Origin of the sequence: Maribellus sp. CM-23, from assembly GCF_021354595.1 — a bacterium.
Classification (GTDB): Bacteria; Bacteroidota; Bacteroidia; order Bacteroidales; family Prolixibacteraceae; genus Draconibacterium.
Genome location: NZ_JADWYJ010000001.1, coordinates 373,458 through 400,456 on the forward strand (window position 1 = coordinate 373,458; position 26,999 = coordinate 400,456).

General features: G+C 43.4%; 24 protein-coding genes. 13 read left to right on the forward strand and 11 right to left on the reverse strand.

Annotated features, from left to right (window positions below; genetic code table 11):
* Nucleotides 1–4: 4 nt before the first annotated feature.
* From INQ51_RS01360 to INQ51_RS01375, 3 genes are all read right to left on the reverse strand, one after another.
* Nucleotides 5–1,948, reverse strand: a complete 1,944-nt coding sequence (locus INQ51_RS01360) for a protein-disulfide reductase DsbD family protein (protein ID WP_233376106.1) — start codon at nucleotides 1,946–1,948, stop codon at nucleotides 5–7.
* Between the two features lie 193 nt (nucleotides 1,949–2,141).
* Nucleotides 2,142–3,692: a ribonuclease E/G gene (locus tag INQ51_RS01365; protein ID WP_233376107.1), complete on the reverse strand. Its 1,551-nt coding sequence runs from the start codon at nucleotides 3,690–3,692 to the stop codon at nucleotides 2,142–2,144.
* Between the two features lie 218 nt (nucleotides 3,693–3,910).
* Nucleotides 3,911–4,198, reverse strand: coding sequence for an HU family DNA-binding protein (locus INQ51_RS01375; protein WP_119437983.1), 288 nt, complete (start codon nucleotides 4,196–4,198; stop codon nucleotides 3,911–3,913).
* Nucleotides 4,199–4,336: 138 nt separating this feature from the next.
* On the opposite strand from INQ51_RS01375, the gene mutY reads away from it, so the two are divergent.
* From mutY to pgl, 7 genes are all read left to right on the forward strand, one after another.
* The gene (gene mutY / locus INQ51_RS01380; protein WP_233376108.1) at nucleotides 4,337–5,389 is read left to right on the forward strand and encodes an A/G-specific adenine glycosylase; all 1,053 of its coding nucleotides are present in this window, start codon (nucleotides 4,337–4,339) and stop codon (nucleotides 5,387–5,389) included.
* A gap of 149 nt (nucleotides 5,390–5,538) precedes the next feature.
* Nucleotides 5,539–5,991, forward strand: coding sequence for a single-stranded DNA-binding protein (locus tag INQ51_RS01385; protein ID WP_233376109.1), 453 nt, complete (start codon nucleotides 5,539–5,541; stop codon nucleotides 5,989–5,991).
* Nucleotides 5,992–6,007: 16 nt separating this feature from the next.
* Entirely contained in the window at nucleotides 6,008–7,327 is a 1,320-nt protein-coding gene (gene gldE / locus INQ51_RS01390; RefSeq protein WP_233376110.1) for a gliding motility-associated protein GldE, read from the forward strand.
* Nucleotides 7,328–7,364: 37 nt separating this feature from the next.
* Nucleotides 7,365–7,949, forward strand: coding sequence for a gliding motility lipoprotein GldD (locus INQ51_RS01395; protein ID WP_233376111.1), 585 nt, complete (start codon nucleotides 7,365–7,367; stop codon nucleotides 7,947–7,949).
* Nucleotides 7,949–8,596: a 4'-phosphopantetheinyl transferase family protein gene (locus INQ51_RS01400; RefSeq protein ID WP_233376112.1), complete on the forward strand. Its 648-nt coding sequence runs from the start codon at nucleotides 7,949–7,951 to the stop codon at nucleotides 8,594–8,596. The genes INQ51_RS01395 and INQ51_RS01400 overlap by 1 nt, the downstream gene beginning before the upstream one ends.
* Nucleotides 8,593–10,089: a glucose-6-phosphate dehydrogenase gene (zwf, locus tag INQ51_RS01405; RefSeq protein ID WP_233376113.1), complete on the forward strand. Its 1,497-nt coding sequence runs from the start codon at nucleotides 8,593–8,595 to the stop codon at nucleotides 10,087–10,089. The genes INQ51_RS01400 and zwf overlap by 4 nt, the downstream gene beginning before the upstream one ends.
* Before the next feature lie 36 nt (nucleotides 10,090–10,125).
* Nucleotides 10,126–10,857, forward strand: a complete 732-nt coding sequence (gene pgl, locus INQ51_RS01410) for a 6-phosphogluconolactonase (protein ID WP_233376114.1) — start codon at nucleotides 10,126–10,128, stop codon at nucleotides 10,855–10,857.
* On the opposite strand, the gene INQ51_RS01415 is transcribed toward pgl, so the two are convergent.
* From INQ51_RS01415 to rlmD, 4 genes are all read right to left on the reverse strand, one after another.
* Nucleotides 10,854–11,861 (reverse strand): alpha/beta hydrolase, encoded by a 1,008-nt coding sequence (locus tag INQ51_RS01415; RefSeq protein WP_233376115.1) that lies wholly within the window; start codon nucleotides 11,859–11,861, stop codon nucleotides 10,854–10,856. The genes pgl and INQ51_RS01415 overlap by 4 nt on opposite strands.
* Nucleotides 11,862–12,483: 622 nt before the next feature.
* Nucleotides 12,484–13,569 (reverse strand): DNA polymerase IV, encoded by a 1,086-nt coding sequence (dinB, locus tag INQ51_RS01420; RefSeq protein ID WP_233376116.1) that lies wholly within the window; start codon nucleotides 13,567–13,569, stop codon nucleotides 12,484–12,486.
* A 74-nt stretch (nucleotides 13,570–13,643) separates the two neighbouring features.
* Nucleotides 13,644–15,188: an OmpA family protein gene (locus INQ51_RS01425; RefSeq protein WP_233376117.1), complete on the reverse strand. Its 1,545-nt coding sequence runs from the start codon at nucleotides 15,186–15,188 to the stop codon at nucleotides 13,644–13,646.
* A gap of 150 nt (nucleotides 15,189–15,338) precedes the next feature.
* A complete protein-coding gene (rlmD, locus tag INQ51_RS01430) occupies nucleotides 15,339–16,748 on the reverse strand; it encodes a 23S rRNA (uracil(1939)-C(5))-methyltransferase RlmD (RefSeq protein WP_233376118.1) in 1,410 nt (469 codons plus the stop codon).
* A 416-nt stretch (nucleotides 16,749–17,164) separates the two neighbouring features.
* Between rlmD and INQ51_RS01435 the strand changes: the two genes are divergently transcribed.
* Both INQ51_RS01435 and rlmB read left to right on the forward strand, forming a co-directional pair.
* Nucleotides 17,165–19,111 carry an ABC-F family ATP-binding cassette domain-containing protein gene (locus INQ51_RS01435; protein ID WP_233376119.1) on the forward strand — a complete coding sequence of 649 codons (1,947 nt, stop codon included), beginning with the start codon at nucleotides 17,165–17,167 and terminating at the stop codon, nucleotides 19,109–19,111.
* A gap of 47 nt (nucleotides 19,112–19,158) precedes the next feature.
* Nucleotides 19,159–19,893: a 23S rRNA (guanosine(2251)-2'-O)-methyltransferase RlmB gene (gene rlmB / locus INQ51_RS01440; RefSeq protein ID WP_233376120.1), complete on the forward strand. Its 735-nt coding sequence runs from the start codon at nucleotides 19,159–19,161 to the stop codon at nucleotides 19,891–19,893.
* A 55-nt stretch (nucleotides 19,894–19,948) separates the two neighbouring features.
* Here rlmB and INQ51_RS01445 read toward each other — a convergent pair whose 3' ends face one another.
* The gene (locus INQ51_RS01445; RefSeq protein WP_119437998.1) at nucleotides 19,949–20,416 is read right to left on the reverse strand and encodes an Lrp/AsnC family transcriptional regulator; all 468 of its coding nucleotides are present in this window, start codon (nucleotides 20,414–20,416) and stop codon (nucleotides 19,949–19,951) included.
* A 334-nt stretch (nucleotides 20,417–20,750) separates the two neighbouring features.
* Here INQ51_RS01445 and INQ51_RS01450 point away from each other — a divergent pair, with 334 nt between their 5' ends.
* Nucleotides 20,751–22,082: an ammonium transporter gene (locus INQ51_RS01450; RefSeq protein WP_233376121.1), complete on the forward strand. Its 1,332-nt coding sequence runs from the start codon at nucleotides 20,751–20,753 to the stop codon at nucleotides 22,080–22,082.
* A gap of 30 nt (nucleotides 22,083–22,112) precedes the next feature.
* On the opposite strand, the gene INQ51_RS01455 is transcribed toward INQ51_RS01450, so the two are convergent.
* The gene (locus INQ51_RS01455; protein ID WP_233376122.1) at nucleotides 22,113–22,598 is read right to left on the reverse strand and encodes an Lrp/AsnC family transcriptional regulator; all 486 of its coding nucleotides are present in this window, start codon (nucleotides 22,596–22,598) and stop codon (nucleotides 22,113–22,115) included.
* A 146-nt stretch (nucleotides 22,599–22,744) separates the two neighbouring features.
* Nucleotides 22,745–24,067, reverse strand: a complete 1,323-nt coding sequence (locus INQ51_RS01460; protein ID WP_233376123.1) for a mechanosensitive ion channel family protein — start codon at nucleotides 24,065–24,067, stop codon at nucleotides 22,745–22,747.
* 54 nt (nucleotides 24,068–24,121) lie between these two features.
* Here INQ51_RS01460 and INQ51_RS01465 point away from each other — a divergent pair, with 54 nt between their 5' ends.
* Nucleotides 24,122–25,396, forward strand: a complete 1,275-nt coding sequence (locus INQ51_RS01465; RefSeq protein ID WP_233376124.1) for a M64 family metallopeptidase — start codon at nucleotides 24,122–24,124, stop codon at nucleotides 25,394–25,396.
* Nucleotides 25,397–25,471: 75 nt separating this feature from the next.
* On the opposite strand, the gene INQ51_RS01470 is transcribed toward INQ51_RS01465, so the two are convergent.
* Nucleotides 25,472–25,801 carry a DUF6249 domain-containing protein gene (locus INQ51_RS01470; protein ID WP_233376125.1) on the reverse strand — a complete coding sequence of 110 codons (330 nt, stop codon included), beginning with the start codon at nucleotides 25,799–25,801 and terminating at the stop codon, nucleotides 25,472–25,474.
* A gap of 205 nt (nucleotides 25,802–26,006) precedes the next feature.
* Between INQ51_RS01470 and INQ51_RS01475 the strand changes: the two genes are divergently transcribed.
* Nucleotides 26,007–26,573 (forward strand): RNA polymerase sigma factor, encoded by a 567-nt coding sequence (locus INQ51_RS01475; RefSeq protein WP_233376126.1) that lies wholly within the window; start codon nucleotides 26,007–26,009, stop codon nucleotides 26,571–26,573.
* Nucleotides 26,570–26,968: a hypothetical protein gene (locus tag INQ51_RS01480; RefSeq protein WP_233376127.1), complete on the forward strand. Its 399-nt coding sequence runs from the start codon at nucleotides 26,570–26,572 to the stop codon at nucleotides 26,966–26,968. The genes INQ51_RS01475 and INQ51_RS01480 overlap by 4 nt, the downstream gene beginning before the upstream one ends.
* Nucleotides 26,969–26,999: the final 31 nt, after the last annotated feature.

The following is a 26,999-nucleotide window of genomic DNA, read 5'->3' on the forward strand; positions in this document are numbered from 1 at the left end:
CAATTTATTCCAAACCTTTTTCAAGAAAGCTTTTGAATTCCTCCTCTTTAAAAGTAACCCCCAATTCATATTCTGTTCCATCTGGTTCAACAATTACATGAAACGGAATACTGTTGGTTCCGTATTTTGAAATCTGAATATCCAGATTTTTTTTGCCAAGCGTCTTTAGTACTTTGCCGTCTTCTTTCGAAGTCACCCATTCGCTTTCATCCAACTTGGTACGATCATCGGTATACAAACCAATAACTACGTATTTCTCCGACATCATTTTCATGACATCCGGATTCAGCCAGACCGAATTTTCCATTTTTTTGCAGTTGGCACAGGCATGGCCTTTAAATACCACCAGTGCAGGTTTTCCCTGTTCTTTGGCACAAGCCAAACCTTGTTCGTAATCGAAATAGCCGCTCAGTCCGTTGGGCAAATGAAGCTTATCGCCATATTTGGCCGGGCCGCATTCCGCCTGTTGGGCTGTCGCATGACCGGCAGAAGCAGTGCCTCCCATTACAAAACTTTGTTCGCTGGCCGGCGGTATCAATGCTGAGATTGTACGCAGCGGCGCTCCCAAAAGACCGGTAAACAAATACACAACAAAGGTGAAAGTTGCGATTGCCAAAAACAAGCGTCCTACTCCCACATAAGGCAGGTCGCTATCGTGTGAAAACTTGATTTTTCCGATAAAATACATTCCCAACAGGAAGAACACCACAATCCAAATCGACAGGTAAATTTCGCGGCTTAAAATTCCAAAGCCATAAACCTGATCGATGTTGCTCAGGAATTTTAATCCAAACGCCAACAGGATGAAGGCAAAAACAACTTTAATGGAATTAAGCCATCCACCCGATTTTGGCAGCTTGCTAAGGGCCGACGGGAAAATTGCCAACATGGCAAACGGAGTTCCAAAAGCCAACCCAAAGAAGAACATTCCGATCAACGGGCGCATTCCTCCGTGCTGTACTGCTTCAATAATCAACGCACCAATAAAAGGTCCGGTACACGAAAACGAAACAATTACCGTAGTAAGTGCCATAAAGAAAGCTCCGACAAGCCCTCCTTTATCAGCTTGTGAATCGGTTTTATTCACCAGGCTATTGGGCAAAACCATCTCGAATGCGCCAAAGAATGAAATGGCAAAAACCAGGAAAAGAGTAAAGAACAACAGATTGGGAATCCAGTGGGTACTTAAGATATTTCCCACATTCGGGCCAAAAATACCAATGGAAAACAGTGCTCCAAGCAGCGTAAAAATGGCTACGATCGACAAGCCGAAAAACAGACCGGTACGAACTGCCTTGGCCCTGTTTTCACTTCCACGCATAAAAAACGAAACCGTCATTGGGATCATCGGGAACACACAGGGAGTAAGAATAGCCGCAAACCCAGCCAAAGCCGAAATCAGAATAAAAAGCCACAGTGATTGACCGCCAGCCGAAGCTGATGCCCCGGTCTCATTAACAGTACTTTTAACTTCTGTTGTTTCTGCCGCTTTGGCATTCTGGTTAAATTTGAAAGAAAACTCACTTTCTTCAGGAGGCGTACAAGTTTCATCGTTACAACTCATAAAAAGTACGTAGCCCTTTATTTCCACCGGGGCGGAAGACTTCAGTTTTATCTTCTGGGTAAGCAGGGCCTTCCCGCCAAAATAACCAACGTTCATTTGAAAGGTCTCGTCGAAATGAATCTCGGGTACGGGATCTTTCTGAATGCTTCCGACAAAATCGAACAAGGTAGAATCTTCAAAAACAAAAGTGGTAGCTATGGGGCCACCTTCCGGAAGATCGGTATCGTACAAATGCCAGCCATCGTCGATGGTGGCTTCAAAGATCAAATCAACCTCGTCTCCGTTTTGGTTGGAATCAAAGCTCCATTTGGTAGGATTTACGATTTGAGCCTGAACAAGTAAAGTGGTAACAATAAGTGCGAGTACAAAAGTTATTTTCTTCATACCATATTTTTTCTAAAATGTGTCACAAAAATACATGCAATAATATAAATACTTCAATAAACAAATCATATTCCGATAGGTTTTTTAAGTTATTTTTTGAATCCGGAAGGGAACTTTCATCTATCGGCTATTTACCCGGGCAAAATGCCACTTTCAGTAAAAAAGAAAGCCGTTCTGCATGAACGGCCTTTCTTTATAAAATAATTTCTTCCTGGTTCTCGTCGTAAAAGTGATATTCCAAAAAAGAATATGCACTGTTACATTCAATGTCCACCCATTTCAGGTACTTAAAAAACCATTGATTGCGCTTGCTTTTAAAACCTTTTGTTAGGTAAGCCGCAACATATGGATGAACTTTGAGTTGTAATTTCTTTTTATTCAGCTCTCTCAGAGCATATCGTACTTTGCCGTCAATATCATCGGCAAATAAAACAGAGGGCACAATTTTACCAGTTCCATTGCAAGTCGGACAAACTTCAGCCGTTTCTACTTTCTCTTCCGGTCTTACTCTTTGTCGCGTAATCTGCATCAGGCAGAACTTGCTAAGTGGCAAAATGTTGTGCTTAGTCCGATCGTTGGCCATCACCTCGCGCATGTAATCATTTACTTTCTGGCGATTGGTAGCCACATGCATGTCGATGAAATCAATAACGATGATTCCACCCATGTCTCTCAACCGTAATTGTCTTGCTATTTCGTCACAGGCTGCCAGGTTTACCTCCAGGGCATTTGATTCCTGGTCGTTTCCGGCTCTTGCGCGGTTTCCACTGTTAACATCTATTACATGAAACGCTTCAGTATGTTCTACAATTAAATAGGCACCATCTTTAAAGGAAACTGTTTTCCCGAACGAGGCCTTTATTTGTTTTTCGATGCCATAATGCTCGAAAATAGACTGTCGTCCTTTGTAGTACTTGACAATTTTTCGTTTGTCAGGCTGAATGCTACCTATGTAATCGGCAACTTCGTCGAACGCCGACTGATCGTTTACAATAATACTGTTAAAGTCAGGATGATAAATATCGCGCAATAAAGCTGTTGTTCGGTCAATTTCGCCAATTACCAGCGAAGGAGCCTGAACTTTGCGAAGCTTGTTAAAAGTAGTTTCCCATTTATCGACTAAACGGCGCAGTTCCTGATCGAGTTCGGCAACTTTTTTACCCTCGGCTACGGTTCGGATAATCACCCCATACTTTCGGGGTCTAATACTTTGTACCAGTTTTTTTAACCGGCTTTTTTCTTCGTTGGTTTTGATTTTTTGCGACACTGAAATTTTGTCGCTAAACGGCATCAAAACCAGGTTTCGACCTGCGATCGAAATTTCGGAAGTCAGTCTGGGACCTTTGGTCGAAATAGGTTCTTTAGCAACCTGTACCAGAATTTTCTGACCTACCTTTAAAAGCTCATTTATCTTACCTTCCTTGTCAATATCGGGTTCGGATTGAATCCGCGAGATGGAAGAAACTTTGTTTTTTCGGGACGAAGCAATTCGCAAAAATTTGTTTAACGTGGCGAATTGTGGCCCCAAGTCAAGGTAATGTAAAAAAGCATCCTTACTGTAACCGACGTCAATGAACGCTGCATTTAAGCTGGGCATTGTTTTCTTTACTTTTCCGAGATAAATGTCTCCGACAGCAAACTTTGCCCCGCTTCTTTCTCTACTTAGTTCTACAAGCTTTTTATTTTCCTGTAAAGCAATAACAATTTCGGAAGGAGTTACATCAATAATTAAATCGCTACTCACAACCTAAATTTTAGAACGTAATTTTTATAAGGTTAATACAACTATTTATAACAGATTAAACCTAAGGCATTAACTACCTTAGGTTTAACCATATCTCTCAGAGTTTTAGCAGACTAAAACCCTATTTTTTCTTCTTGTGCCTGTTTTTACGCAATCTTTTTTTGCGCTTATGAGTGGCCATCTTGTGTCTTTTTCTTTTTTTCCCGCTTGGCATAACTCTATTTTTTTACTTGGTTTTTAACTTCAGATACAAATGTTTTCGCTGGCTTAAACGAAGGAATATTGTGAGCTGGAATAATAATAGTAGTGTTTTTAGAGATATTCCTGGCTGTTTTTTCTGCTCTTTGCTTCACTACAAAACTACCAAATCCTCTCAGGTAAACGTTTTTTCCATCCACAAGTGAATCTTTTACAGTTTCCATGAAAGCCTCTACCGTCTTCTGAACAGTTACTTTTTCAATTCCAGTTTCTTTCGAAATCTCATTTACAATATCTGCCTTAGTCATCTCTTAAAATATTTAATTTTCAATATATTAATCGTTTTTATTCGAGTTTGCAAAAATAAAAATATTTTAAACACCGGAAAGCATTTCAATTAAATTATTTTAGTTTTAATCAAGATTTTAAGTGGGTTAGCTATTAATATGCAAGAATTCAAAACAGCTATATATAAGTGGTATCATTTTAACCACCGTGATTTACCATGGCGCCAAACAAATGACGCCTATAAGATCTGGATTTCCGAAATCATCCTGCAACAGACAAGGGTGGCTCAGGGAACAGCCTACTATCTCCGTTTCATTGAGCGGTTTCCAACGGTGAGCGACCTGGCTTCGGCACATGAAGACGAGGTGTTAAAACTATGGCAGGGACTGGGTTATTATTCGCGGGCACGAAACCTGCATGCCGCTGCAAAAACCATTGTAAACGATTACGCGGGAACCTTCCCCCGCTCATATGAAGAAATAGTAAAGTTAAAGGGAATTGGTCCTTACACGGCAGCCGCTGTTGCCTCTATTGCTTTTTCTCTTCCCTTTCCCACCATCGACGGAAACGTATACCGGGTGCTTGCCCGCTATTTTGGGTTATCGGCAGCCATCGATTCCACACAGGGAAAAAAGGAGTTTGCATGGCTGGCAACCGAACTGCTGGATAAAAAAAATCCCGGATTACACAACCAGGCGTTGATGGAGTTTGGAGCTTTACAGTGTGTACCGCAGTCGCCCGATTGTTTGGAATGCCCGCTGCATTCAACCTGTCATGCGTTTTTAAACAAACAGGTTTACGTACTTCCGCAGAAAGAAAAGAAAACAAAGCAATCGCTCCGCTACTTTTACTATTTCTTACTGGAAGCCGGGAAAGATATCTTTATGGAGAAACGGACCGGAAACGATATCTGGAAAAATCTTTACCAGTTACCAATGGTTGAATCAGAGCGCGAACTCAGCGAGAAGGAGCTTCTGAACCTCCAAATTCCATTTCTGAACCATGACAACTATAATATATTATCCGTTTCCGGAGAAAAGAAACATGTATTAAGCCACCGTATTATTATGGCCCGCCTAATCCGGCTCGAAATTTCGGAAGATTCTGAGATTCGTCCGCCTCTGTTACGGGTAAATAAAAAAGATATTTCTAAATTTGCTGTACCCAGGTTAGTGGAACTCTTTTTAAAAGATTATAAATTAGAACAATAATAGAAGTGAAACGAGCATGACAAAATTATTGACGCATTCGACAATAGCTATATCATGCGAGTTGCATCTTATACCATAGTAATTGAACATTTTAATACGATGAAAAATTCATCCATCCAATAAATGTTAACCTAAAAAAAGTAAAAATCATGTCAGTAAACAAAGTTATTCTAGTAGGCAACGTAGGGAAAGACCCCGAAATCAGACATTTGGACAGTGGAGTTGCAGTAGCGAATTTTCCGTTGGCCACTTCCGAAACGTATACCGCCAAAAACGGCGAAAAAGTAACCACCACCGAATGGCACAACATTGTTTTATGGAGAGGTTTGGCCGATGTGGCTGAAAAGTATGTAACCAAAGGCCGCCAGTTGTACATTGAAGGCAGAATCAGAACCCGGTCGTACGACGACAAAGACGGAAACAAAAGATACACGACCGAAATATACGGCGATGTGATGCAATTACTGGGCTCAGCTCCCGGCAATCAATCTTCGGGAGGCGGAAACAGCTCCAATACATCGCAGCAGGCATCAGCCCCTTCTTCGCAGGTTAATGAACCCGATTTTAACGAACCCGAAGGAGACGAGGATTTACCGTTTTAATTAAATGAACTGAAATTTGGAAACAGAACCGCCGCTTGCATCCACCCTTTTTGAAGGTTGGAACATTGAATTTCACCCGCTGACTCCCGGGATTTTTATCGCTCTGATCATTGTATTGCTGTTGTTGTTGAGTTCGGCAATGATTAGCGGGTCTGAAGTGGCCTACTTTTCGTTAAGTGCTGCCGAAAAGGAAAAGCTTAAAAAGAAAAGTAAAACCAACCAGCGGGTTTCAGAGCTGCTTGGAAACCCGGAGCGACTACTGGCCACCATACTGGTAACCAACAATTTTGTAAACGTTGGCATTATTATTTTGACGGCCTACATCTCCAACAACCTGGTTACTTTTGTTGATGCACAGGTGTTGGAATTCATTTTCCAGGTGGTTCTGATCACTTTCTTCCTGTTGCTTTTCGGGGAGATTTTCCCAAAGGTTTACGCCACGCATTTTGCGTTGCGTTTTGCCAAAACAATGGCTTTGCCTTTGCAAACGCTAGAGAAACTGTTTCGCCCGATCAATTCCCTCCTTATCTTCTCTACCGGCTTTGTAAACCGAAGAATGCAAAAATACCACAAAAACTTATCGATGGACGATATTTCGCAGGCACTGGAGCTTACTTCGGATCACGAGCTTTCCGACGAAAAAGACATCCTGGAAGGAATCGTTAAGTTTGGGAACAAGAACGTAAGCGAAATCATGAGATCGCGTGTTGACGTGGTGGCGATCGATATAAAAACCGAATTTGACGAAGTAATTCGTGTGATCAACGAATCAGGCTACTCGCGCATACCGGTTTACATCGACAGTTTCGACAACGTCAGCGGAATTCTGTACATCAAGGATATTTTAGCGCACAGCCATAAAACAAAGGCTTTCAAGTGGCAAACACTGATTCGCCCGCCCTTTTATGTACCCGATACCAAAAAGATCAGCTCTTTGCTCGAAGAGTTTCAAAAGTCGAAAATTCACCTGGCGATTGTGGTCGACGAATACGGAGGAACTTCCGGCATTGTTACCCTGGAAGATATTTTGGAAGAAATTGTAGGCGACATTACCGACGAGTTTGATGAAGAAGAAAAATTCTTCACCCAACTCAACGACAAAACCTATGTTTTTGATGCCAAGGTTTTACTCGGCGATTTCTACCGTATTACAGAATGTGACGACCAAATATTTGATGATGTAAAAGGCGATGCCGATACGCTGGCTGGCCTGATACTCGAATTAAGGGGTGAAATTCCGAAAGTAAACGAAGAGATCAAATGCAAACAGTTCACCTTTACCATTAAAGAGGTGGACAACCGCCGGATCAAACAAATCAAGGTAGTGATTAAATAAACCCTGCCTTTCCGCGTTTTATACAAAATCAATCAGTATGAGGATTTGGAAGATTTTATTATTGGCTGTGCTATTTACCGGATGCGGAGATAATTACACCCCAAAGCCCAGAGGTTATTTCCGTATCGATTTTCCGGAGAAAACATACTCGCAGCTGCCAGGCAATTACCCGTACTCATTTGACATACCGGATTACTCGTCGATTCAGCATGATTCGAGAAACGCCAATGAACCTTACTGGATCAACGTCGAAATACCGGAAAACAAATCCGAATTTCACATTTCGTATTTCGACCTGAAAAAAGCAGGAAAGACAAACCGCGAGTTTTTGATCGAATTAATGGAAGAAACCCGGAGGCTGGCTTACGAGCACTCGATTAAGGCAAGCTCGATCGAAGAACAGATCTTTATCAACAACGCCAGCCATGTTTACGGCACGATCTATCGCATTCGTGGAAATGCAGCTTCACCCATGCAGTTTTTTCTGACCGATAGTACACAGCACTTTTTGCGGGGAGCCTTTTACATTCGCGAAGTTCCTGATATCGACTCACTTCGTCCGGTCATCGATTTTCTGGAGCCCGATGTGATTCGGCTGATTGAAACCACCAACTGGGAGTAATGCCTTTTGTCAGAAAAATAGAAAACGCTGACGGGAAAATCGGTATCTGGAAGCTTACCGAAACACCGGAACAATTGCTCCTGCTGCGGTCGCTTTCCGAGAATGAAGAAAAACAATACCAGCGCATAAAAGCCGAAAGCCGGAAAAAGGAATTTTTAGCAACGCGCATTTTATTGTCGGCGCTGGAAAAAGAAACAACAGAAATACATTACGCCCCGTCGGGGAAACCGTTTTTACCGGGAGAAAAACACGAAATCAGTATTTCGCACTCGGCCGACCACGCAGTTGTGTTCCTTTCAGGGAAAAAAACAGGAGTGGATATCGAAAAATGCGACCGAAACATGGATCGTGTTGCCAAGCGTTTTTTAAGTAATAAAGAAAAAGCGCTGATCGAAAAACTGGACAACCAACAGTTTGCCAAGGTGCTTTTCTGGGCAGCAAAAGAGGCGATTTTTAAATGCAGCCCCGCAGAAGGGATTCAATTCAACGAGCAAATCCTTATCGACACCTTTATTCCCGGACGCCAGGGCGGATTTACGGCTCAATTGTTACTTTCCGATCAAACCACCCGCTATCGAATGCAATATTTCATCATCGAAAACAATGTTTTGGTATATTGTGTTGAACAAGAAAATCAAATGCTATGAAACAGTCAGAAAATCAGATTCTGATCATATTCGGCGCCTCGGGCGACCTCACCAAACGAAAACTCATCCCCGCACTTTTCGAATTGTACAAAAGAAAAATGCTGCCGGAGAAATTTGCCGTGCTGGGTGCCTCGCGCTCCCAACTGAGCGATGAAGAATTCCGCCAACGCGCCGATGAATTTCTGGATGACCACGAATCGCTGGACGATTTCAAAAAAATGTTGTTTTACCAGTCGGTTCAAAACAATACGGCCGACGATTTTATCCCCTTAAAAAACCGTTTGGATGAAATAGCTGATGCCGGGGGCATTGAAAAAAACTATGTTTTTTATCTTTCCACTCCTCCGTCGCTGTATTCGGTTATTCCCAAACTGTTATGTTTAAACGGGCTTTCAAAATCGGATCAGTTTTTTCGCCGTCTCATCGTCGAGAAACCTTTTGGAACCGATCTTGAATCGGCACAGGAACTCAACGTTCAACTGTTGAATTACTTTGCCGAAGAACAGATCTACCGTATCGACCATTACCTGGGGAAAGAGACGGTGCAAAACATGCTGGTGACGCGCTTTTCGAACGGTATTTTTGAGCCACTTTGGAACCGAAGATATATTGAGCGGGTAGAAATTACATCGGCCGAAAGCCTGGGCGTGGAGAGCCGTGGCGGATACTACGACCACTCGGGTGCACTGCGCGACATGGTTCAGAACCACCTGTTGCAGGTAACCGGATTTGTAGCCATGGAACCTCCTGTTGTTGTGGAAGCCGACGCCATTCGTAACGAGATTCTGAAAGTATTCCAGTCGTTTCGCCCCATTCGTGAAAACGAAGTTTCAAAATATGTGATTCGCGGCCAATACACCGGTTCCACCATTGGCGGGAAACCGATTGCGGGCTACCGCGAGGAAGAAGGCGTGGACCGCCTCTCGAGAACCGAAACATTTATTGCGCTGAAATTTTTTATCGACAACTGGCGCTGGGCAGGGGTTCCGTTTCTGATCCGGACCGGGAAAAAACTCCCTACACGTGTTACCGAAATCGTTATCACTTTCCGGAAAGTGCCGCACCATTTGTTTGGGAACAACAACGATCAGCACAGCCATAACCAAATGATCATCCGGATTCAACCCGATGAAGGCATCTTGCTGAAATTTGGCATGAAAACTCCGGGCGCCGGTTTTAATGTGCAAACCGTCAACATGGATTTTCATTATTCTGATTTGGCCAACACAACGGTTCCGGCAGCTTACGAACGCCTCTTGCTCGATTGCATGATCGGCGATGCAACACTCTATGCCCGGGGTGATGCAGTTGAACAGGCCTGGAAATTTGTTCAGCCAATTATCAACGCCTGGCAAACCAACCCGGAAATTCCGATTTACGGATACCCGGCCGGAACCTGGGGGCCGGAAGAAGCAGAAAGACTGATTCCCAACGGATCGTGGCGCTACCCCTGCAAAAATCTGACAAACGACGGATTGTATTGTGAACTTTAATTTTTATCTTTCAAAATCAACAGACAAACATCGGACATGACACAAGAAACGGAAGTAAAAATCTTCAAAAATTCAAAGAAGGTTTACAATGCAATTGCCAAAAGCATCATAAAACTTACGTCGGATTCCAAACAGCATGATTTTAACATTGCCCTTTCCGGGGGAAATTCTCCCAAGGGTTTGTTTGAAAAGATCAGCAGCAAATACAAAGACGAAATTCCGTGGGAACGCATTCATTTGTGGTGGGGAGACGAACGCTGTGTTCCGCCAACTGATGAGCAGAGCAACTATAAAATGACGGTGGACTACCTGATCTCACATATCAACATTCCGGAGAAAAACATCCACAGGGTGCGTGGTGAAGAAGACCCGGAACAGGAAGCGATCCGTTATTCCAAAGAAATTGAGGACAATTTGATTGCGCGGGGAAAAGAGCCGGTATTCGATTTGATCATCCTTGGATTAGGTGACGACGGGCACACCGCCTCCATATTTCCCGACCAGCTTGAGTTATTTGATCATCCGGAGAATTGTGCCGTTGCAGAACACCCGCTTACCGGGCAAAAGCGAATCACTCTTACGGGGCATGTACTCAACAATGCCAACCGGATTTATTTCCTGGTAACCGGAGAAAACAAGGCCCTTCGGGTATCGGAGATCATGAACGACAACGAAGCAGCCAAACTGCTTCCGGCGTATTATATTTCACCTGTAAACGGAGACCTGGTTTGGTTTTTGGATGAAGCCGCGGCTTCGCTGATTGACTAGTTCTGCGGAATCAAGCCCAGCACTTCTTCTCCAAACCTAACGGTTTCGGCCATTACTTCGTCTACGCAACCAGAAGTTAGCTCGCATCCAATCACATGATCGCCGGCTTCGGGGAAGGCTTTTTTCACTTTTTCGGTTGAAGCTGTCCCGAGCTGGTCAAACATGGTCAGCATGGCATCTACGCGCACAGTTTGATCCTGGTGTTCTTCATCCTTGTAATAATAGCCCAGAAAAACCGGCGTCACAACATTCCTAAACGTTTCCTTGTTCATGGTTGCCTCCACCAGCTGCTGCAAGTAAACCACCGCCTCCAGCCGGTATTTGCAATTCCAGTACTGACAGTCTTTCGAGTCAAAATCTTCGTTGGTAATGCGGTACTTACTGCCGGTTACTTTTCTTCCGATCTGCAATCCCCAGTGTTTGGGAAGAATCCACACGGTGTTATCGTTAATGCGAATATTGGGAGAATACAGGATCAGCCCGTCAACATATTCCGGAAAATCGGCTGCCAGTTTCAAGCCAAGTGTTCCCCCGGTTGAGGTACCCATGATGATCACCTTTTTCCCGAGGCTGCGTGCAACTACCAATGCTTCCTTGGCCGACTGCCACAATTTATCGGGCGTCATATCGATTAATGCATCCTCAGTAACCAGGCCATGGTCATGCAAGCGGGGTGCGTATAAATTGCATCCAAACTTTCGGGCAAATTCCACATTCGAAGGATAGCCTTCGTACCACGAAGCAGAAAATCCGTGCAGGTACAATACGCAGTAATCTGTTCGCTCCTGCAACGAATCGTTTGCCCAGAAAATCCGCGATTCGTTGTCGGGTTTGACGTTGAACGTGGCTTCTTTTTTCCGGATATAATCTTCCATGGTTGATATGCTAGCCGAAGCTGAAGGAAGGTCCCGGTTTAGTTCGGGCTTCGGGGGCTTGGGCCCCAGAAAAAAAACAACTACCAATAAAACGATGACTATTCCGATAATGCGTTTGATGCGTCTCATAAGCATGAATCCTAAATTTGATGAAAGATACAAGAGTTCCTTCACATTTCTTTTTATTCTGAAGAAAAAAGCGATGAAAGCTGCACTACAGGTTATGGCAATGCACCCGTTGCAGAGCACGAGAAACTATTTGATTAGGCCGATTAGCGTCAGTTTCTTCCAAAGGCGGGCTTGGCCATAACCCCGTCTTGTCGCAACACCCTGACTTACTAACTTTGAACCCTTCCCGCAGCTCTGCACTTGCCCTGAAAACTTTCCGGGAGGCCTGCCGCAAACCTGTAAAGGGCAAAAAATCCGATTGATTGCCTCCCGCAGTCCTGCAAATGGCAAAAAATTATTGTGAGACCCGTCTCGCAGCTGTGTAACTATGAATAATTGTACTGGCTGGCCCCCCGCGGTTCTGCAAATGGCAAAAAATTGTTGTAACACCCCCTTCGCAGAACTGCAACAAGGGTCTAATTTTTCCCGGCCCGGTGTAGCACAACTGCGGCAGGGTCGTAAAATTTCAGACTCCCGGTCCGTAGAATTGTTACGGGGTAATTTCAGATGTGTTTTACCCCGGCTTCAGGTGAGGATATAAAAAAAGATCCGTAGCAAACCGTAAGGAATTATTTGATTACCCCTAAAACTCAATCACCAGCTGAACTGCTTCTTTGGGGGGCTCTTCCTGCATAAAATTGGATAAAGTAAGTCCCAGCAAACGGATACCTTTGGTAAACCCGCCTTCAACACGAAGCAGCTTTATGCTTTCATCGATAAACACATTCTTTGAATGATAGAACGGTTCCAGGGTTTTGCTTCGGGTATGTTGTTCAAAATCGGCGTATTTAAATTTTAGGGTAAGGGTTTTGGCTTTCACCTGCGACCGCCCGGCTCTTTCCCACACCTTGTCTGCTATTTTTAAAAGCTCAGCTTCCAGTTCTTCTTCCCGGTAAAGGTCAGCAGAAAAGGTATCCTCAGCCCCTATCGACTTTCGTTCGCGCGAAGGCTCCACTGCCCGGTGGTCTTCGCCGCGGCAAATCTCGTAGTAGTAATTGCCTGCCTTGCCAAACATCCGTATCAGTTCCAGGCGGTCTGCTTTTTTAAGATCGCGCCCAAACCAGATTCCCATCTTATTGAGTTTTTCGGCGGTTACTTTTCCGATACCGTAAAACTTTTTTACTTCCAACCGGTCGATAAAATCCTGTGCCTGATCGGGCGTTACCACAAAAATGCCGTTGGGTTTGTTGACATCGGAAGCTACTTTGGCCAGAAACTTATTGTACGACACCCCGGCAGAAGCAGTCAATCCCGTTTCATCCAATATCTGTTTTTTGATTTGCCTGGCGATCAAGGTGGCCGAAGGCTTGCCCTTTTTGGCATACGTCACATCCAGGTAGGCTTCGTCGAGCGAAAGCGGCTCCACCAGGTCGGTATATTCAAAAAAGATGTTCCGGATCTGGTTGGATATTTCCTTGTAGCGGTCGAAGCGGGGACGCACAAAAATCAGGTTGGGACATTTCCGGATGGCCACTTTAGACGACATGGCCGAACGAACACCAAATTTACGGGCTTCGTAACTGGCAGCTGCGATCACCCCGCGGTCTCCTTTTCCTCCCACCACCACCGGCTTCCCTTTTAATTCGGGCTGATCGTGCTGCTCTACCGATGCATAAAACGCATCCATGTCAATGTGAATGATCTTTCGTATGTTGCCTGCCTGATCCATTTCATGTCAAAAATAGCACAAAAAAAGAGCTGCCCACGAATGAACAGCTCCAAGAAATGTCAGTATCACTTATCCTAATTCATTTCCAATATTTTAAACTCGGTACGACGGTTCTGACGATGTTCTTCAGCAGAACACGGAACACCATCGTCACATTTGTTTACCAGCTGGCTTTCGCCATAGCCTTTTGCAATAATGCGGTCAGCAGAAATTCCCTGACTTATAATATAAGCCACAGCAGAATCTGAACGTTTCTGGCTCAGAACTTCGTTGTAAGCATCGCTACCACGGCTGTCGGTATGAGACCCCAACTCGACTTTCCATCCCGGGTTGTCTTTCATCACTTTCACCAGTTTATTCAACTCTACTTCCGATTCCGGCAGAATGTCCCATTTGTCGAAGTTGTAGTAAATGTTCTCCATTACAAACTTTTGTCCCACTTCCACTTTTTCAACCCACAAGGTATCACGGATTACTCCAAATGGTTTTCCAACGGTTGAAATGGTTTTGGAATCATTCATAAATCCGTCAATATTCGTGGCTACCGTATACGTTTTATCCTTCTCCAGTTCTTGTTTGAAAAGCAAACCTGCGATTGCCTTCAGAACGCCTCCAAAAGTAATTTTTGCATCGCGCACTGCTTGCCCGGTTTTCTTGTCCATTACGACCAGTTCAAGTTCGTATTTACCCAATTTGGTGATCAACACTTTGTAAATGTCGTCACTTCCTTCGCCTCCCGATTTATTCGAAGTATAATACCCAACTTCTTCTTCAGGGTGAATAACAAAGGCAAAATCATCGCCGTCAGAATTTAACTGGCTGATAGCACTGGGTTCCATAATCTTGTCGCCCATTAAACCGGCCGAATAAAGATCCAGATCATCACCACTTCCTCTGCCGTTAGAGGCAAAAATCAGCAGTCTGTCTCTGTGAATAAAAGGAAACATGTCATCACCCGAGGTATTGATTTTGTCTCCCAGGTTAATCATTTCGCCCCATGTTCCGTTATTACGAACCGTCATATAGATATCGGTTCCACCAAAGCCTTTATCCGGAATGTCGGATGCGAAATAAAGCGTGTCTCCGGTAGAAGTTACCGAAGGATGTCCAACTGAGTAAGTTGGATTGTTAAAGGGCAATTCGCCCACTTTCTGCCATACTCCACCTTGCTTTTTCACAACAATAATTTTAAGGCGGATGTCAGCTTTTTGATAAACCTTGTTGCGAACATCAGGATTCTCAAAATTGCTTAAGGTTACAAACAATTCGCCGGTAGCGGCGCAATACGAAACAGGACCCGCATGATAGCCCTCGCTAATCTCGGCCAGTTCCACTTCTTTTACACCTGTTACATTTCCCTTGGCATCTGTTGCGGAAGAATATAGATTGTAATAAATCTTTTTGTCGGTTCCACTGTTCAGCTTTTCAATTTCCTCGTTGGTAAAAGCAGAGTACCACAATTCATTTTGAACGAAAGCCGGACCAAAATCGCTTTGGGAGGTGTTTAAACTTGTCTTCTCACTTTTTAAATCAACCATCTTCTCAAAATACACACATTTATTCTGAGCGGTTAACATAAGCGGGGCAATTCCCACTAAAAAAAGTAGTAATTTTTTCATGATCGATTGAATTTAGGATTTAATGAAATCATACTAACATAATAGTATTAAGAATACCATAATGGCTTCTTAATACGACCCTTATTTTTCTATCTGCAAAGAAAATGATTGCATTTAGTGGAAGCAAGTTAGGGGATTTTACTTAATTAATCAAGGCTTTTTCCTTAGCAACACCACATTTTCCACGTGATGTGTGTGTGGAAACATGTCAACCGGTTGGATTTTTTCAATTTGGTAAAACTCGTCCAAAATTGCAATATCCCGCGCCTGTGTTGCGGGGTTACAACTAACATAAACAATTCGCTCGGGCGCCATCCGAATAATGGTTTGAACCACATCAGCATGCATCCCGGCGCGGGGCGGATCGGTAATTACCACTTCAGGCTTTCCGTTCTCTTTAACAAAATCATCGGTTAGCACATTTTTCATGTCGCCGGCAAAAAACGATGTATTTGTTATGTTATTAAAAGACGCATTTGCTTTTGCATCTTCAATGGCTTCCGGAACATATTCGATACCGACTACCTTACCGGCTTTTTGTGCCACAAAGTTCGCGATCGTCCCTGTTCCTGTGTATAAATCGTATACCGTTTCGGTTCCTGTTAAGCCAGCAAAATCGCGGGTTACTTTGTATAATGTATATGCCTGTTCTGAGTTTGTCTGGTAGAAACTTTTGGCACCGATCTTAAACTGCAGTCCTTCCATTTCTTCCAGGATGTATTCCCGGCCCGAGAACACCTCTACTTCCTGATCGGTAATGGTATCATTTCCTTTTGGATTGATAACATACATCAAAGAGGTAATTCCGGGGAACTCTTCTTTCAACGCATTCAGCAAGGCAACGCGTTTGTCCCTGTCTTCATAATAAAAGGTTACAATAACCATCAGCTCACCGGTGGAGGCTGTACGAACAATCATTGTCCGCAGTAAGCCATGTTGTTCTTTAATATCAAAAAAGCTCAGGTTGTTTCGGATGGCATAATCGTACACAAAATTGCGAATCTGATTGGAAGGGTCAGGCTGTAACCAGCATTTATCTATTTTAATTACCTTATCAAACAATCCCGGAACATGGAAACCCAGGGCATTGGAATTTTTCACCTCGCTGCCTTCTTCCACTTCCTTGTAAGTCAGCCAGCGCTTGTTTGAAAAAGTGAATTCCAGCTTATTCCGGTAAAACCGGTCGCGCTCCGATGCTAAAATGGGCATTACCCCAGGAATTTCAAGTCTCCCGATGCGGGTAAGCTGATCGCTGACCTGTTTTTGCTTGTACTGAAGTTGTTTCTCGTAAGGCAGCATTTGCCATTTACAGCCTCCGCAAACACCAAAGTGCTCACAAAAGGCATCGATACGGTCGTCGGAATAAGACTTGTACGCCCGCACAAAAGCTTCCTCGTAACGCTTTCTCTTTTTGGTAACCTGCAAATCAACCACGTCTCCGGGAATCGCCATCGACGTAAAAATCACCATCTCTCCGACCCGGGCCAAAGCTTTTCCTTCTGCACCTATGTCCTCTATCCGCACGTCCTCGTAAAAAGGCTTTTTCTTGTTTCTTGCCACCTCAATAATTTTTTGTGCAAATATAATTCAATCTTACACATAGCATTATCATTCCCCCACCTTCTTGTTCCCAAATAAAATTCAGAATTCCCAAAATGAAAAAACTGGGCATTTTGAGGCATTCAAAATCATTTTTATGTTTCGTTTATATATTGGGTAAAAATCATTTAATTATATTTGCTATTGATTTAATGGTTGGTTTTATTTTCAATAAGTAAAACTGAATAGGGGAAAGCGACTTCTGTATTTATGATTGGTTTTGTGTTTAGGGGTTTGTAAATTATCAATCATCTTCAAAAAGCGTCCATAGTGCTTTCCCCTTCCTTCTTTTTACCCGCGAGGGTATTTTTTTTGCCCCGAATTCACCCATTCATTTCTTACTCGATTGATTATATTTGCGCGATTCAGTTTAGATTATGATTTCGTTAGATAAAATAAATTTAAGTTTTGGCGGCTTTGAGCTTTTCAAAGAGATAAGTTTCCTGATCAATCCCAAAGACCGTATCGGGCTGATTGGCAAGAACGGAGCGGGAAAAACGACTTTACTCAAGATCATCAGCGGGTTAAACAATCCGACTTCGGGCAGCGTTGGCATCTCGAAAGATGTTACCATCGGGTACCTGCCACAGCAAATGAAAGTTTCGGACACCCGCACCTTAAAAGACGAAACTACGCAGGCATTTAAGGAAATACTTCAGCTTCAGAAAGACATTGCTCGCTTAAACAGCGAAATTGCTGAAAGTGAGGATTACCACTCTGCTGATTACCTCGGGAAACTGGACAGAGTTGCTGAATTGCACGAACGATTCCAGTTACTGGGAGGTGATAATTACGAAGCTGAACTGGAAAGAACATTACTCGGGCTTGGTTTTGAACGGTCGGATTTTGGCCGGTTGACATCCGAATTCAGTGGAGGATGGAGAATGAGGGTGGAATTAGCCAAACTTTTACTCCAGAAACCGGATGTATTTTTACTCGATGAGCCTACCAACCACCTTGATATAGAATCGATTCAATGGCTCGAAGATTTTCTGAAAGATTACAAAGGAGCAGTTATCTTGGTATCGCACGATAAAACTTTTCTGAATGCGGTTTGTAACCGAACCATTGAAATATCGTTGGGGAAAATTCTGGATCAGAAAATGAATTACTCTGACTTTCTGAACTGGAAGGAAGAACAAAAGAAGATCAATCTTGCAGCTTACCAGAATCAACAAAAACTGATTGAAGATACCGAAAAATTTATCGAAAGATTTCGCTACAAAGCATCCAAAGCGGTTCAGGTACAGTCGCGCATCAAACAGCTCGATAAGATCGACCGGATTGAAATTGAAGAGGAAGACAATGCAGCACTCAAACTGAGCTTTCCGCCCGCACCGCGTTCCGGTAAGGTAGTGGTTTCGGCGAAACACATTACCAAAGCCTATGGTTCGCACCTGGTACTGGACGACATTGATCTGACTATTGAGCAAGGTGAAAAAATTGCTTTTGTTGGCCGAAACGGAGAAGGCAAAACCACCCTGGCCCGGATCATCATGAATGAGCTGGAACACAAGGGAGATATGCAACTCGGGCACAACGTTAAGGTGGGCTATTTTGCACAAAACCAGGCACAGTTACTCAACGAAGAATTGACCATTTTTGATACCATCGACGAGATAGCCGTTGGAGACATCCGGACAAAAATCAGGGATATCCTGGCCGCCTTCTTATTCAGAGGAGAAGACATCGACAAAAAAGTAAAAGTGCTGAGTGGTGGTGAAAAATCGCGTCTGGCGATGATCCGCCTGATGCTGGAGCCGGTTAATTTCCTGATTCTCGATGAGCCGACCAACCACCTCGACATACGTTCGAAGGAGATATTAAAAAATGCGCTGGCCAATTTCACGGGAACAGTGCTGGTGGTTTCCCACGACCGCGACTTTCTGGATGGCCTTGTAAATTGTGTGTACGAATTCAGAAACAAAAAAGCCAAACAACACCTGGGTGGTATTTTTGAATTTCTGTACCGGAAGAAAATGGAATCGCTAAAAGAACTGGAAGTAAAAAACAATAACTCCAAAGCAGCCAATTCCGTTCAAAAAGAAAAAGCAAAAAATGAACTTAGCTTTGAAGAGCAAAAAGAAATAAGCCGCAACATTTCGCGCTTTGAAAAACAGGTACAGGAAACCGAACAAAAAATTTCGGACCTGGAAGGCCAGGTGGAAGACTTGGACAAGCTTCTTTCTTCGTCTACGCAAATTGACGACCACAGCCTGTTTGACAAATACGAAGAGTTAAAAAAGAAGCTGGAAGAAATGATGCATGAATGGGAAAATGCAAACGAAGAACTGGAAGCCTGGAAAAATAAAAAAACCTGGTAACTTCAGAAACGATTAAAAACAACAACTTACTGCAAAGGGTATAATCAATGAATAAAGAAGATTTTCTGTTTGGAACACGTGCTGTTATTGAAGCTATCAAAACCGGCAAAACCATCGATAAAGTACTGATTAAAAAAGGGCTGAAAAATGAGCTGTTTTCAGAATTGCTCCAGTTACTGAAAGAAAACGGTATTGCCCCTCAGTTCGTGCCCGTTGAAAAGATCAACCGGTTTACGCGCAAAAACCACCAGGGAGTAATCGCACTTCTCTCTCCGATTGAATTCGACAACATTGAAAACGTGCTTCCCGGAATCTTTGAAACAGGCACCACTCCCCTGATACTTGTTCTCGACCAGATAACCGATGTAAGAAACTTTGGCGCTATTGCCCGTTCGGCCGAGTGCGCCGGGGTAAATACGATTATTATCCCCGAAAAAGGCATGGCCCGTATAGGAGCCGACGCAGTAAAAACATCGGCCGGAGCTATTCACCACCTGCCCATCTGCAAAGTAGTCAACCTCGAAAAAACAATACGATTTTTAAAAGATTCGGGAATTCGCATTGTTGCTGCCACCGAAAAAGGCGACAAGACCTATACGTCAGCTGATTTCACAGGCCCGTTGGCCATTGTGATGGGATCTGAAGACACAGGAATCTCGCCCAATATCCTGAAGCTTACTGATGAGCAACTAAAAATTCCGATCCTCGGACAAATTGAATCGCTCAACGTATCGGTTTCTGCCGCACTGATGATCTATGAAGCAGTCAGGCAACGTAATTAAAGAAAATTCATAAAGTTGAACCATCCCCGAGGGCAAGCCACGGGGAATTATTCGATTAAGTATTGACCGGAATCGTGCGCTTGAAAGATTCTTCAAGCGAAATAAATGTTTCGGTACTGGCTACCCCCTGTATTTTTTGAATCTGGTTGCTGAGTATCGACTTTAAGTGTTCGTTGTCTTTGGCGTAAACTTTAATAAAAATCGCATAAGCCCCTGTAGTGTAATGGCATTCTACAATTTCCGGAATGTCTTCCAACTTGGTGACAACCTCTGAAAACAAACCGCCCTTTTCCAAAAAGATACCGATATAGGTACAGGTTTTAAAATCAACTTTTTTGGGATCAATATGATAGCCGGAACCAACAATCACTCCCAAATCCACCATTCGGTTTACCCGCTGATGCACCGCAGCCCTCGAGATACCTACTTCCTTTGCAACGTCCTTGAAAGGAATACGTGCATTTTTTGTTATAATATCCAGAATTTTCAGGTCCCAGTCATCCAAATTACTCCTTAACGTCATGTCTTACAATTTTCCATCAAAAATATCAAAAAAATGACATTATTTCAATCACATCTCTCACAACCGCCTAAAAAGTAACAAAATGAAAACAACTAAATCAATAAGAACAAATTCCACCCAAATATTATCAATTTATTACCAAACAGGAATTTTTATTTTCATTTTAACACATAATTCTTCAAATAAAAACACCAAGTCATATATTTATGCATGATTTAAATCAAACAGACAGAAATCATAAACTTAATTAGAAACGAGTCAGTCAAACGTTTGGTCAAAATACGGTGAGGCGATTTATACGATGAACGTTGGATGACTGTTAAAACTTATTACAATGAAAAACAAAGCAAACTGGTGGCTCATTCTTGGCCTTTTGATCATTACCGCACTTATTGGGGTGTTCGTCCCAAGCGGACTGGCAGAACAGGATTATTCGAATATGAATGCCGGCGACACAGCCTGGATGCTTACAGCTACAGCCCTAGTACTTCTGATGACGCCGGGTCTTGCCTTTTTCTACGGAGGAATGATACAATCGAGGAACATTATTTCAACCATGCTTCAAAGTTACATTGCAATGGGGATTGTAAGTGTTCTTTGGGTAGTTGTGGGTTTTAGCATTGCCTTTGGCGATAGTATTGGCCCCGAAGGCTTTGGACTTTTCGGAAACCCGCTCACTTACTTTATGTTTCGCGGCGTAGGTGGCGGCACGCATCCCGACCTTGCCCCCACTTTTCCATTTGCCGTGTTTGCCATGTTTCAGCTGAAGTTCGCCATCATTACACCCGCACTGATCACAGGCTCGTTTGCCGGCCGGGTTCGTTTTCGGGCTTATATGCTGTTTATGTGTTTGTTCATTGTTTTTATTTATGCGCCACTGGCCCACTGGACCTGGCATCCGAACGGATTTTTACGCAACTGGGGAGTGCTTGATTTTGCAGGAGGAACCGTTGTTCATATGTCGGCCGGGTTTGCAGCCCTTGCCGGAGCTATTTTTTTGGGCCGAAGAAAAGATGCCAACAAGGAATTTAAACCGGCCAATATCCCCTACATTTTACTGGGCGCCGGCATGCTTTGGTTCGGTTGGTTTGGCTTTAACGCAGGATCGGCACTGGCTGCCAACGAAGTAGCAGCTTCGGCACTGGTAAACACCAACACGGCTTCGGCAGCCGCCATGTTAACCTGGATCTTTTACGATGCTGCCCAGGGCAAAAAACCTTCTGCCGTTGGCGCTGCCATTGGATTAGTGGTAGGCTTGGTAGCCATCACTCCTGCTGCCGGGTTTGTGAATGTTGGAGCCAGTATTTTTATCGGAGTAATTGCGGCTATGATCAGCAACTACGCCATAACGCTTCGGACAAAATCAAAACTGGACGATACACTGGACGTATTTCCGGCCCACGGAATGGGAGGAATTACCGGCATGATACTAACGGCGGTTTTTGCCAACGAAGTAGGGCTAATTCATGGAGAAACAAACACTTTCCTTTACCATTTACTGGCGCTGGTTATTGTGGGTATTTTTACGTTTGGCGGCTCGATGCTTCTGTATAAAATAACCGATTTAATTGTGCCAATGCGCATTTCTCCTCATGGTGAAAAGATCGGGCTCGATATAAGCCAGCACGAAGAATCGTACAACTTTGTTTATTCGGATGAAAACTAGCATAAAAAAGGCCGTTAAAACGGCCTCTTTTCATTTTATCGGAACTTGTCGTTTAAAATCCATCTCCAGCGAAATAAATGTTTCGGTTCGGGCAATTCCTTCAATGTTCTGAAGATCATCATCGATCAGACGTTTCAAATGTTTGTTGGTTTTTGTCTGAATTTTGATAAAAATTGCATAAGCACCTGTAGTGTAGTGGCATTCCACCACTTCAGGAATCTCACGAAGAGCGAGTACTACCTGCGTATGATACTTTGCTTTTTCAAGGTAAATTCCCATGTAAGCGCAGGTGTTGTAGCCAAGTTTCTGGGGACTGACAATGAATTCGCTGCCATAAACCACACCGATATTCAGCAGTCGCTGCACTCGTTGATGGATGGCTGCTCCCGAGACGCCGCATTCGCGGGCAACTTCGAGAAATGGAATTCGGGCGTTTTTTGTTATGAGTTTTAGTATTTTTTCATCCAGCTCATCAATGTCTGCTGGTTTTTCCTCTAAATAATCATTCGACTTCATGTCCTAAAAATTCATAATAGGTTATAAATTATTGCGCAAATGTACATAATTATTACAATTAATAAGAAACGATGCTCTTAAACATGCGATTTTCTGATGAATCGTAAATCACTGAACAAAAGCCAAATATAGTGGATTTTGCGGGCTTAGGAATATTTGTTGACCATTTTTGAAATATCGGCGCCCGACAACTCCTGGAAAACCCGTAATTCAAATTCGGGAATGACCGCAAAAACGTGGTCAAAAATATCAGACTGAATGGCTTCGTATTTGGCCCACTCCTGCTCTTTGGAGAAAACATAGATTTCAATCGGCAAGCCTTTTCCACTTGGCTGAAGCTGGCGAACCAGAAAAGTCATTTCCTGGTGCACATTCGGATGCTGGCGAAGATAAACTTCCAGGTATTTCCGGAAAATCCCCACATTGGTCTGGTGTCTTCCGCTGATGTAGTCCTCGTCCTTCAGATTTCTCTGTTTATTGTATTCGCGCAGCTCTTTCTCTTTTTCAAGCACATAACTTCTGATCAGGTCAAACTTTTCAAAGCGGTTCAACATGGCTTCGTCGCAAAACTTAATGGAATTTACATCAATCAGTACCGACCTCTTAATGCGCCGGCCACCCGATTCCTCCATTCCCTTCCAGTTACTAAACGACTCAGAAACCAGGCTGTAAGTAGGAATGGTTGCAATGGTTTTATCCCAATTCTGCACCTTAACCGTGTTCAGCGTAATATCGATCACCGTACCATCGGCATTGTGTTTCGGAACGGTCACCCAATCACCAAGCTTTACCATATTATTGGCAGAAAGCTGAATGGAAGCCACAAAACCCAGGATCGTATCTTTAAAAATCAGCAACAATACTGCCGCCATGGTTCCCAGACCAATCACCAAATCCCACGGGTCTTTCTTAAATAGATAAGCGATCATCAGAATACCGGCCATGCAGTATATAAAGATCTTGATCAATTGCAGATACCCCTTAATGGGCCGGGTTGCAGCATATTGAGTAGTATTGTAAATACCCAAAATAGAATTCAGCACTGCATTGATCAGGTAAACACCAATTCCGATCAGGTAAACCTTCGATAAAGTTATCAGCACCTCGTCCAAAAAGGGATAATAATCCCGTGCAATTAATTCTGCATTCGAAGCCAGCGAAGGATCCAAACGGATGGCTGTTTCAGGCCCCGCGAAATTGGCCGAGTAGAAAAATATCAGCGCAGGAACCAGGTTGGCAACCCCTTTAAAAACTTTATTCTCCACCAGGATATCATCCCAGGTTGTTTCGGTTTTTGCGGCCACCCGGTGCACCACATAAAGCATAAACTTCCGGGCAATGAAATAAGCAATGTACGAAATCAGTGAAATAAGGAGGAAAGTAGCCAGGGCCGACAGCGGCTTGGCAAAGCTCTCCATGCCGTTAATAGCCCTGAACTGATCGAGTAAAAAACGGTAGAAATATTGCATGACGTTTGGATTACAATTAATACTTTAGCCCACAAATGTAAAAAATGCTGTACAATGAAACGGATAATCTGTTGGCTTTTTATCGTTACTCCCCTGTTTCTAAATGCGCAAAACGATTTCAAAAAATATTTCACGGACCATTCACTGCGTTTCGATTTCCTTTTGGGAGGAAATTCAGAAGAAGTGACCGTTTATCCGGAAGGAATGAAACAGGAGCCATTTTGGGCGGGAAACAAAATCCATTTGGTCGACGAATTTAATTACGGCACTTATCGCTACCGGGTTTTCGACCAGGAAAGCAACCAACTGATCTTTTCCAAAGGATTCAGCACTTTATTCCAGGAATGGCAAACTACCGCCGAAGCCAAAACAACCAACAAAACCTTTTACCAGTCAGCAATTTTTCCTTACCCAAAAAACAAGGTACGCCTCGAAATTGACGCCCGGCAATGGGACGGAAGTTTTAAAAACCTGCTGTCAACCGAGATCGATCCCAAAGACTATTTTATAAGAAAAGAGCCGACTGAAAAACTGGAAGTAAGCGAGGTCTTAAAAAATGGCGATCCTGCTAAAAAAGTGGATATTGTAATACTGGCAGAAGGCTATACCCAAGCCGAAAAAGAAAAATTCATCAGCGATGCCCAGCGTGTTACCGACATGCTTTTTTCGGAAGAACCTTTTCTTTCAGAGAAAAACAGCTTTAATGTGAGTGCCGTTTTTACCCCGTCAAAAGAATCGGGAACCGATGTACCGGGTGAAAGAATTTATAAAAATACAAGCCTTAACTCAAGCTTCTACACGTTCGACATACCACGTTACCTGACTACCAGCGACATGAAATCGATTTACGACGCAGCCGCTGTGGTTCCTTACGATCATTTATATGTACTGGTCAACACCGAACGTTACGGCGGCGGCGGCTTCTACAACTTTCTCTCGCTTTGCTCGTCCGACAATGAACTAACCAGGGAAGTGTTTATTCACGAATTTGGCCATGGATTTGCCGGTTTGGGAGATGAGTACTATACTTCGTCGGTAGCTTACGAAGATTTTTACAACCTGGAGATTGAACCCTGGGAACCCAACTTAACCACCTTAGTTGATTTTGACAAGAAATGGAAAACGATGCTCGATAAATCAACACCGATACCCACACCCCGCGAACCGAAATTCAGCCACACTGTAGGTGTTTACGAAGGCGGAGGTTACCTGAACAAAGGTATTTACAGCCCGCACATCGACTGCCGGATGAAAAGCAACGAAGCAGAAGGGTTTTGTCCGGTTTGCCAGGAAGCCATCCGAAAGGTAATTCGCGCTCATACAGACTAACACTTCACCAACAGATAAACAAAAAGCGGCCGGGGATTTTCCCGGCCGCTTTTTGTTTACTTCGATTATAAAGAACTACGCTCTTTTCTTTTCCATTAATTTACTTGTTACCAGGTAAGCGACAATCAAACCAACTCCGCCGCAAACCAGGATGGCAGTAAAGTAAGCTACTACATCTTCAATAACCCCTGCGAGCAGAGATCCTGCAACCACTCCAAGACCAAGTGCAATCAGGAAAATTCCCCATTTTACCAGTGCATACTGAGAACATTCTCCCTTAAAAATTCCGGCATCCATTCCTTTTTCAATTAAAGCCAAACGTTCTTTGGTACGCGTTGTCCAGTAAACATACAGTATGGCGAAAAGTGCCAGAAAAAATCCGATTGGTACGAAAATTCCTTCCATGATATTTGTTTTTAAATTGTTTTTATTTCGTTTTCGCCTTTTGGACGCACCCTTTTTCAATCGGTTACACATTCAGCAAAAAAAATGCAGATAATCGCTCCCAATGTCTTACCATACTATTATATAGCATGACAAGGAACAGGAGTAAGAAAAAATTTTCTGTGTAAATTGTAACCAGCCTGAAAGAATTACGTCAAAGCCACAGATGGAGCAAAAAGACGATATCTATTACATTGAAAAAGTGTTGGCAGGTCAAACCAACTACTTTTCATACATTGTTGAAAGATACCAGGATGTTGTCTTCTCCATTGCATTGAAAGTTCTTAGAAATCGTGAGGATGCCCAGGAAATGGCACAGGAGAGTTTTATTAAGGCGTATAAATCATTGAGTTCGTTTAAGGGAACGGCAAAATTTTCGACATGGCTTTACCGGATTACTTACAACAACTGTATTTCGGAACTGCGAAAACGAAAAATACATTTTGCCTCTACCGACGATGTGGAACTAAAAGACGAGGCGGAGGAACTTAACCTGGACGGAATTCCGGAAGAAAACCGGGCCAAAGCAATAAAAGAAGCAATGGACCGCCTGCCGGAAGATGAATACACCTTAATTTTGCTGTACTATTTCGAGGATCAATCGGTTGAGGAAATAAGCAGAGTGACACAACTTTCGGAAAGCAATACAAAAGTTAAACTTTTCAGAGCCCGAAAAAAGCTGTACACTATTTTAAATGAAATGATGAAGGACGAATTATACACCATATTATGAACGAGTTGGAAGACATAAAATTAAAGGCACTGCTTCAGAGCATGAAGCTGGAAAAACCCGACGCAGGGTTCTCAGCAATGGTAATGAACAGTATTTTCAAGGAAAGCAATGCGCTCGAACAAATTAAAGCGCAGCGTATACTGGGAAAAGGATTCTGGATCATCCTCGCCTTGTTTTTGCTGCTGGCTGTTGTGGTGTACGCAATGAGCAATGCAGGAATTCAGCCCGAAGGGAAAATCGAACAGCTGGTACCGGGAATGGAAAACGGAATCCAGTCGTTCACCAGCCGCATTGGCACAATTCCGCTAAGCGTGGCCGGCATTCTGATTGCGTCTTCCGTTCTTCTTTTTATCGACCGCTTTATCAGCTCAAACAGCAAGTTATTTGCCCACTAGAATTCGAATGAATACTCGATAAATCCCGGTG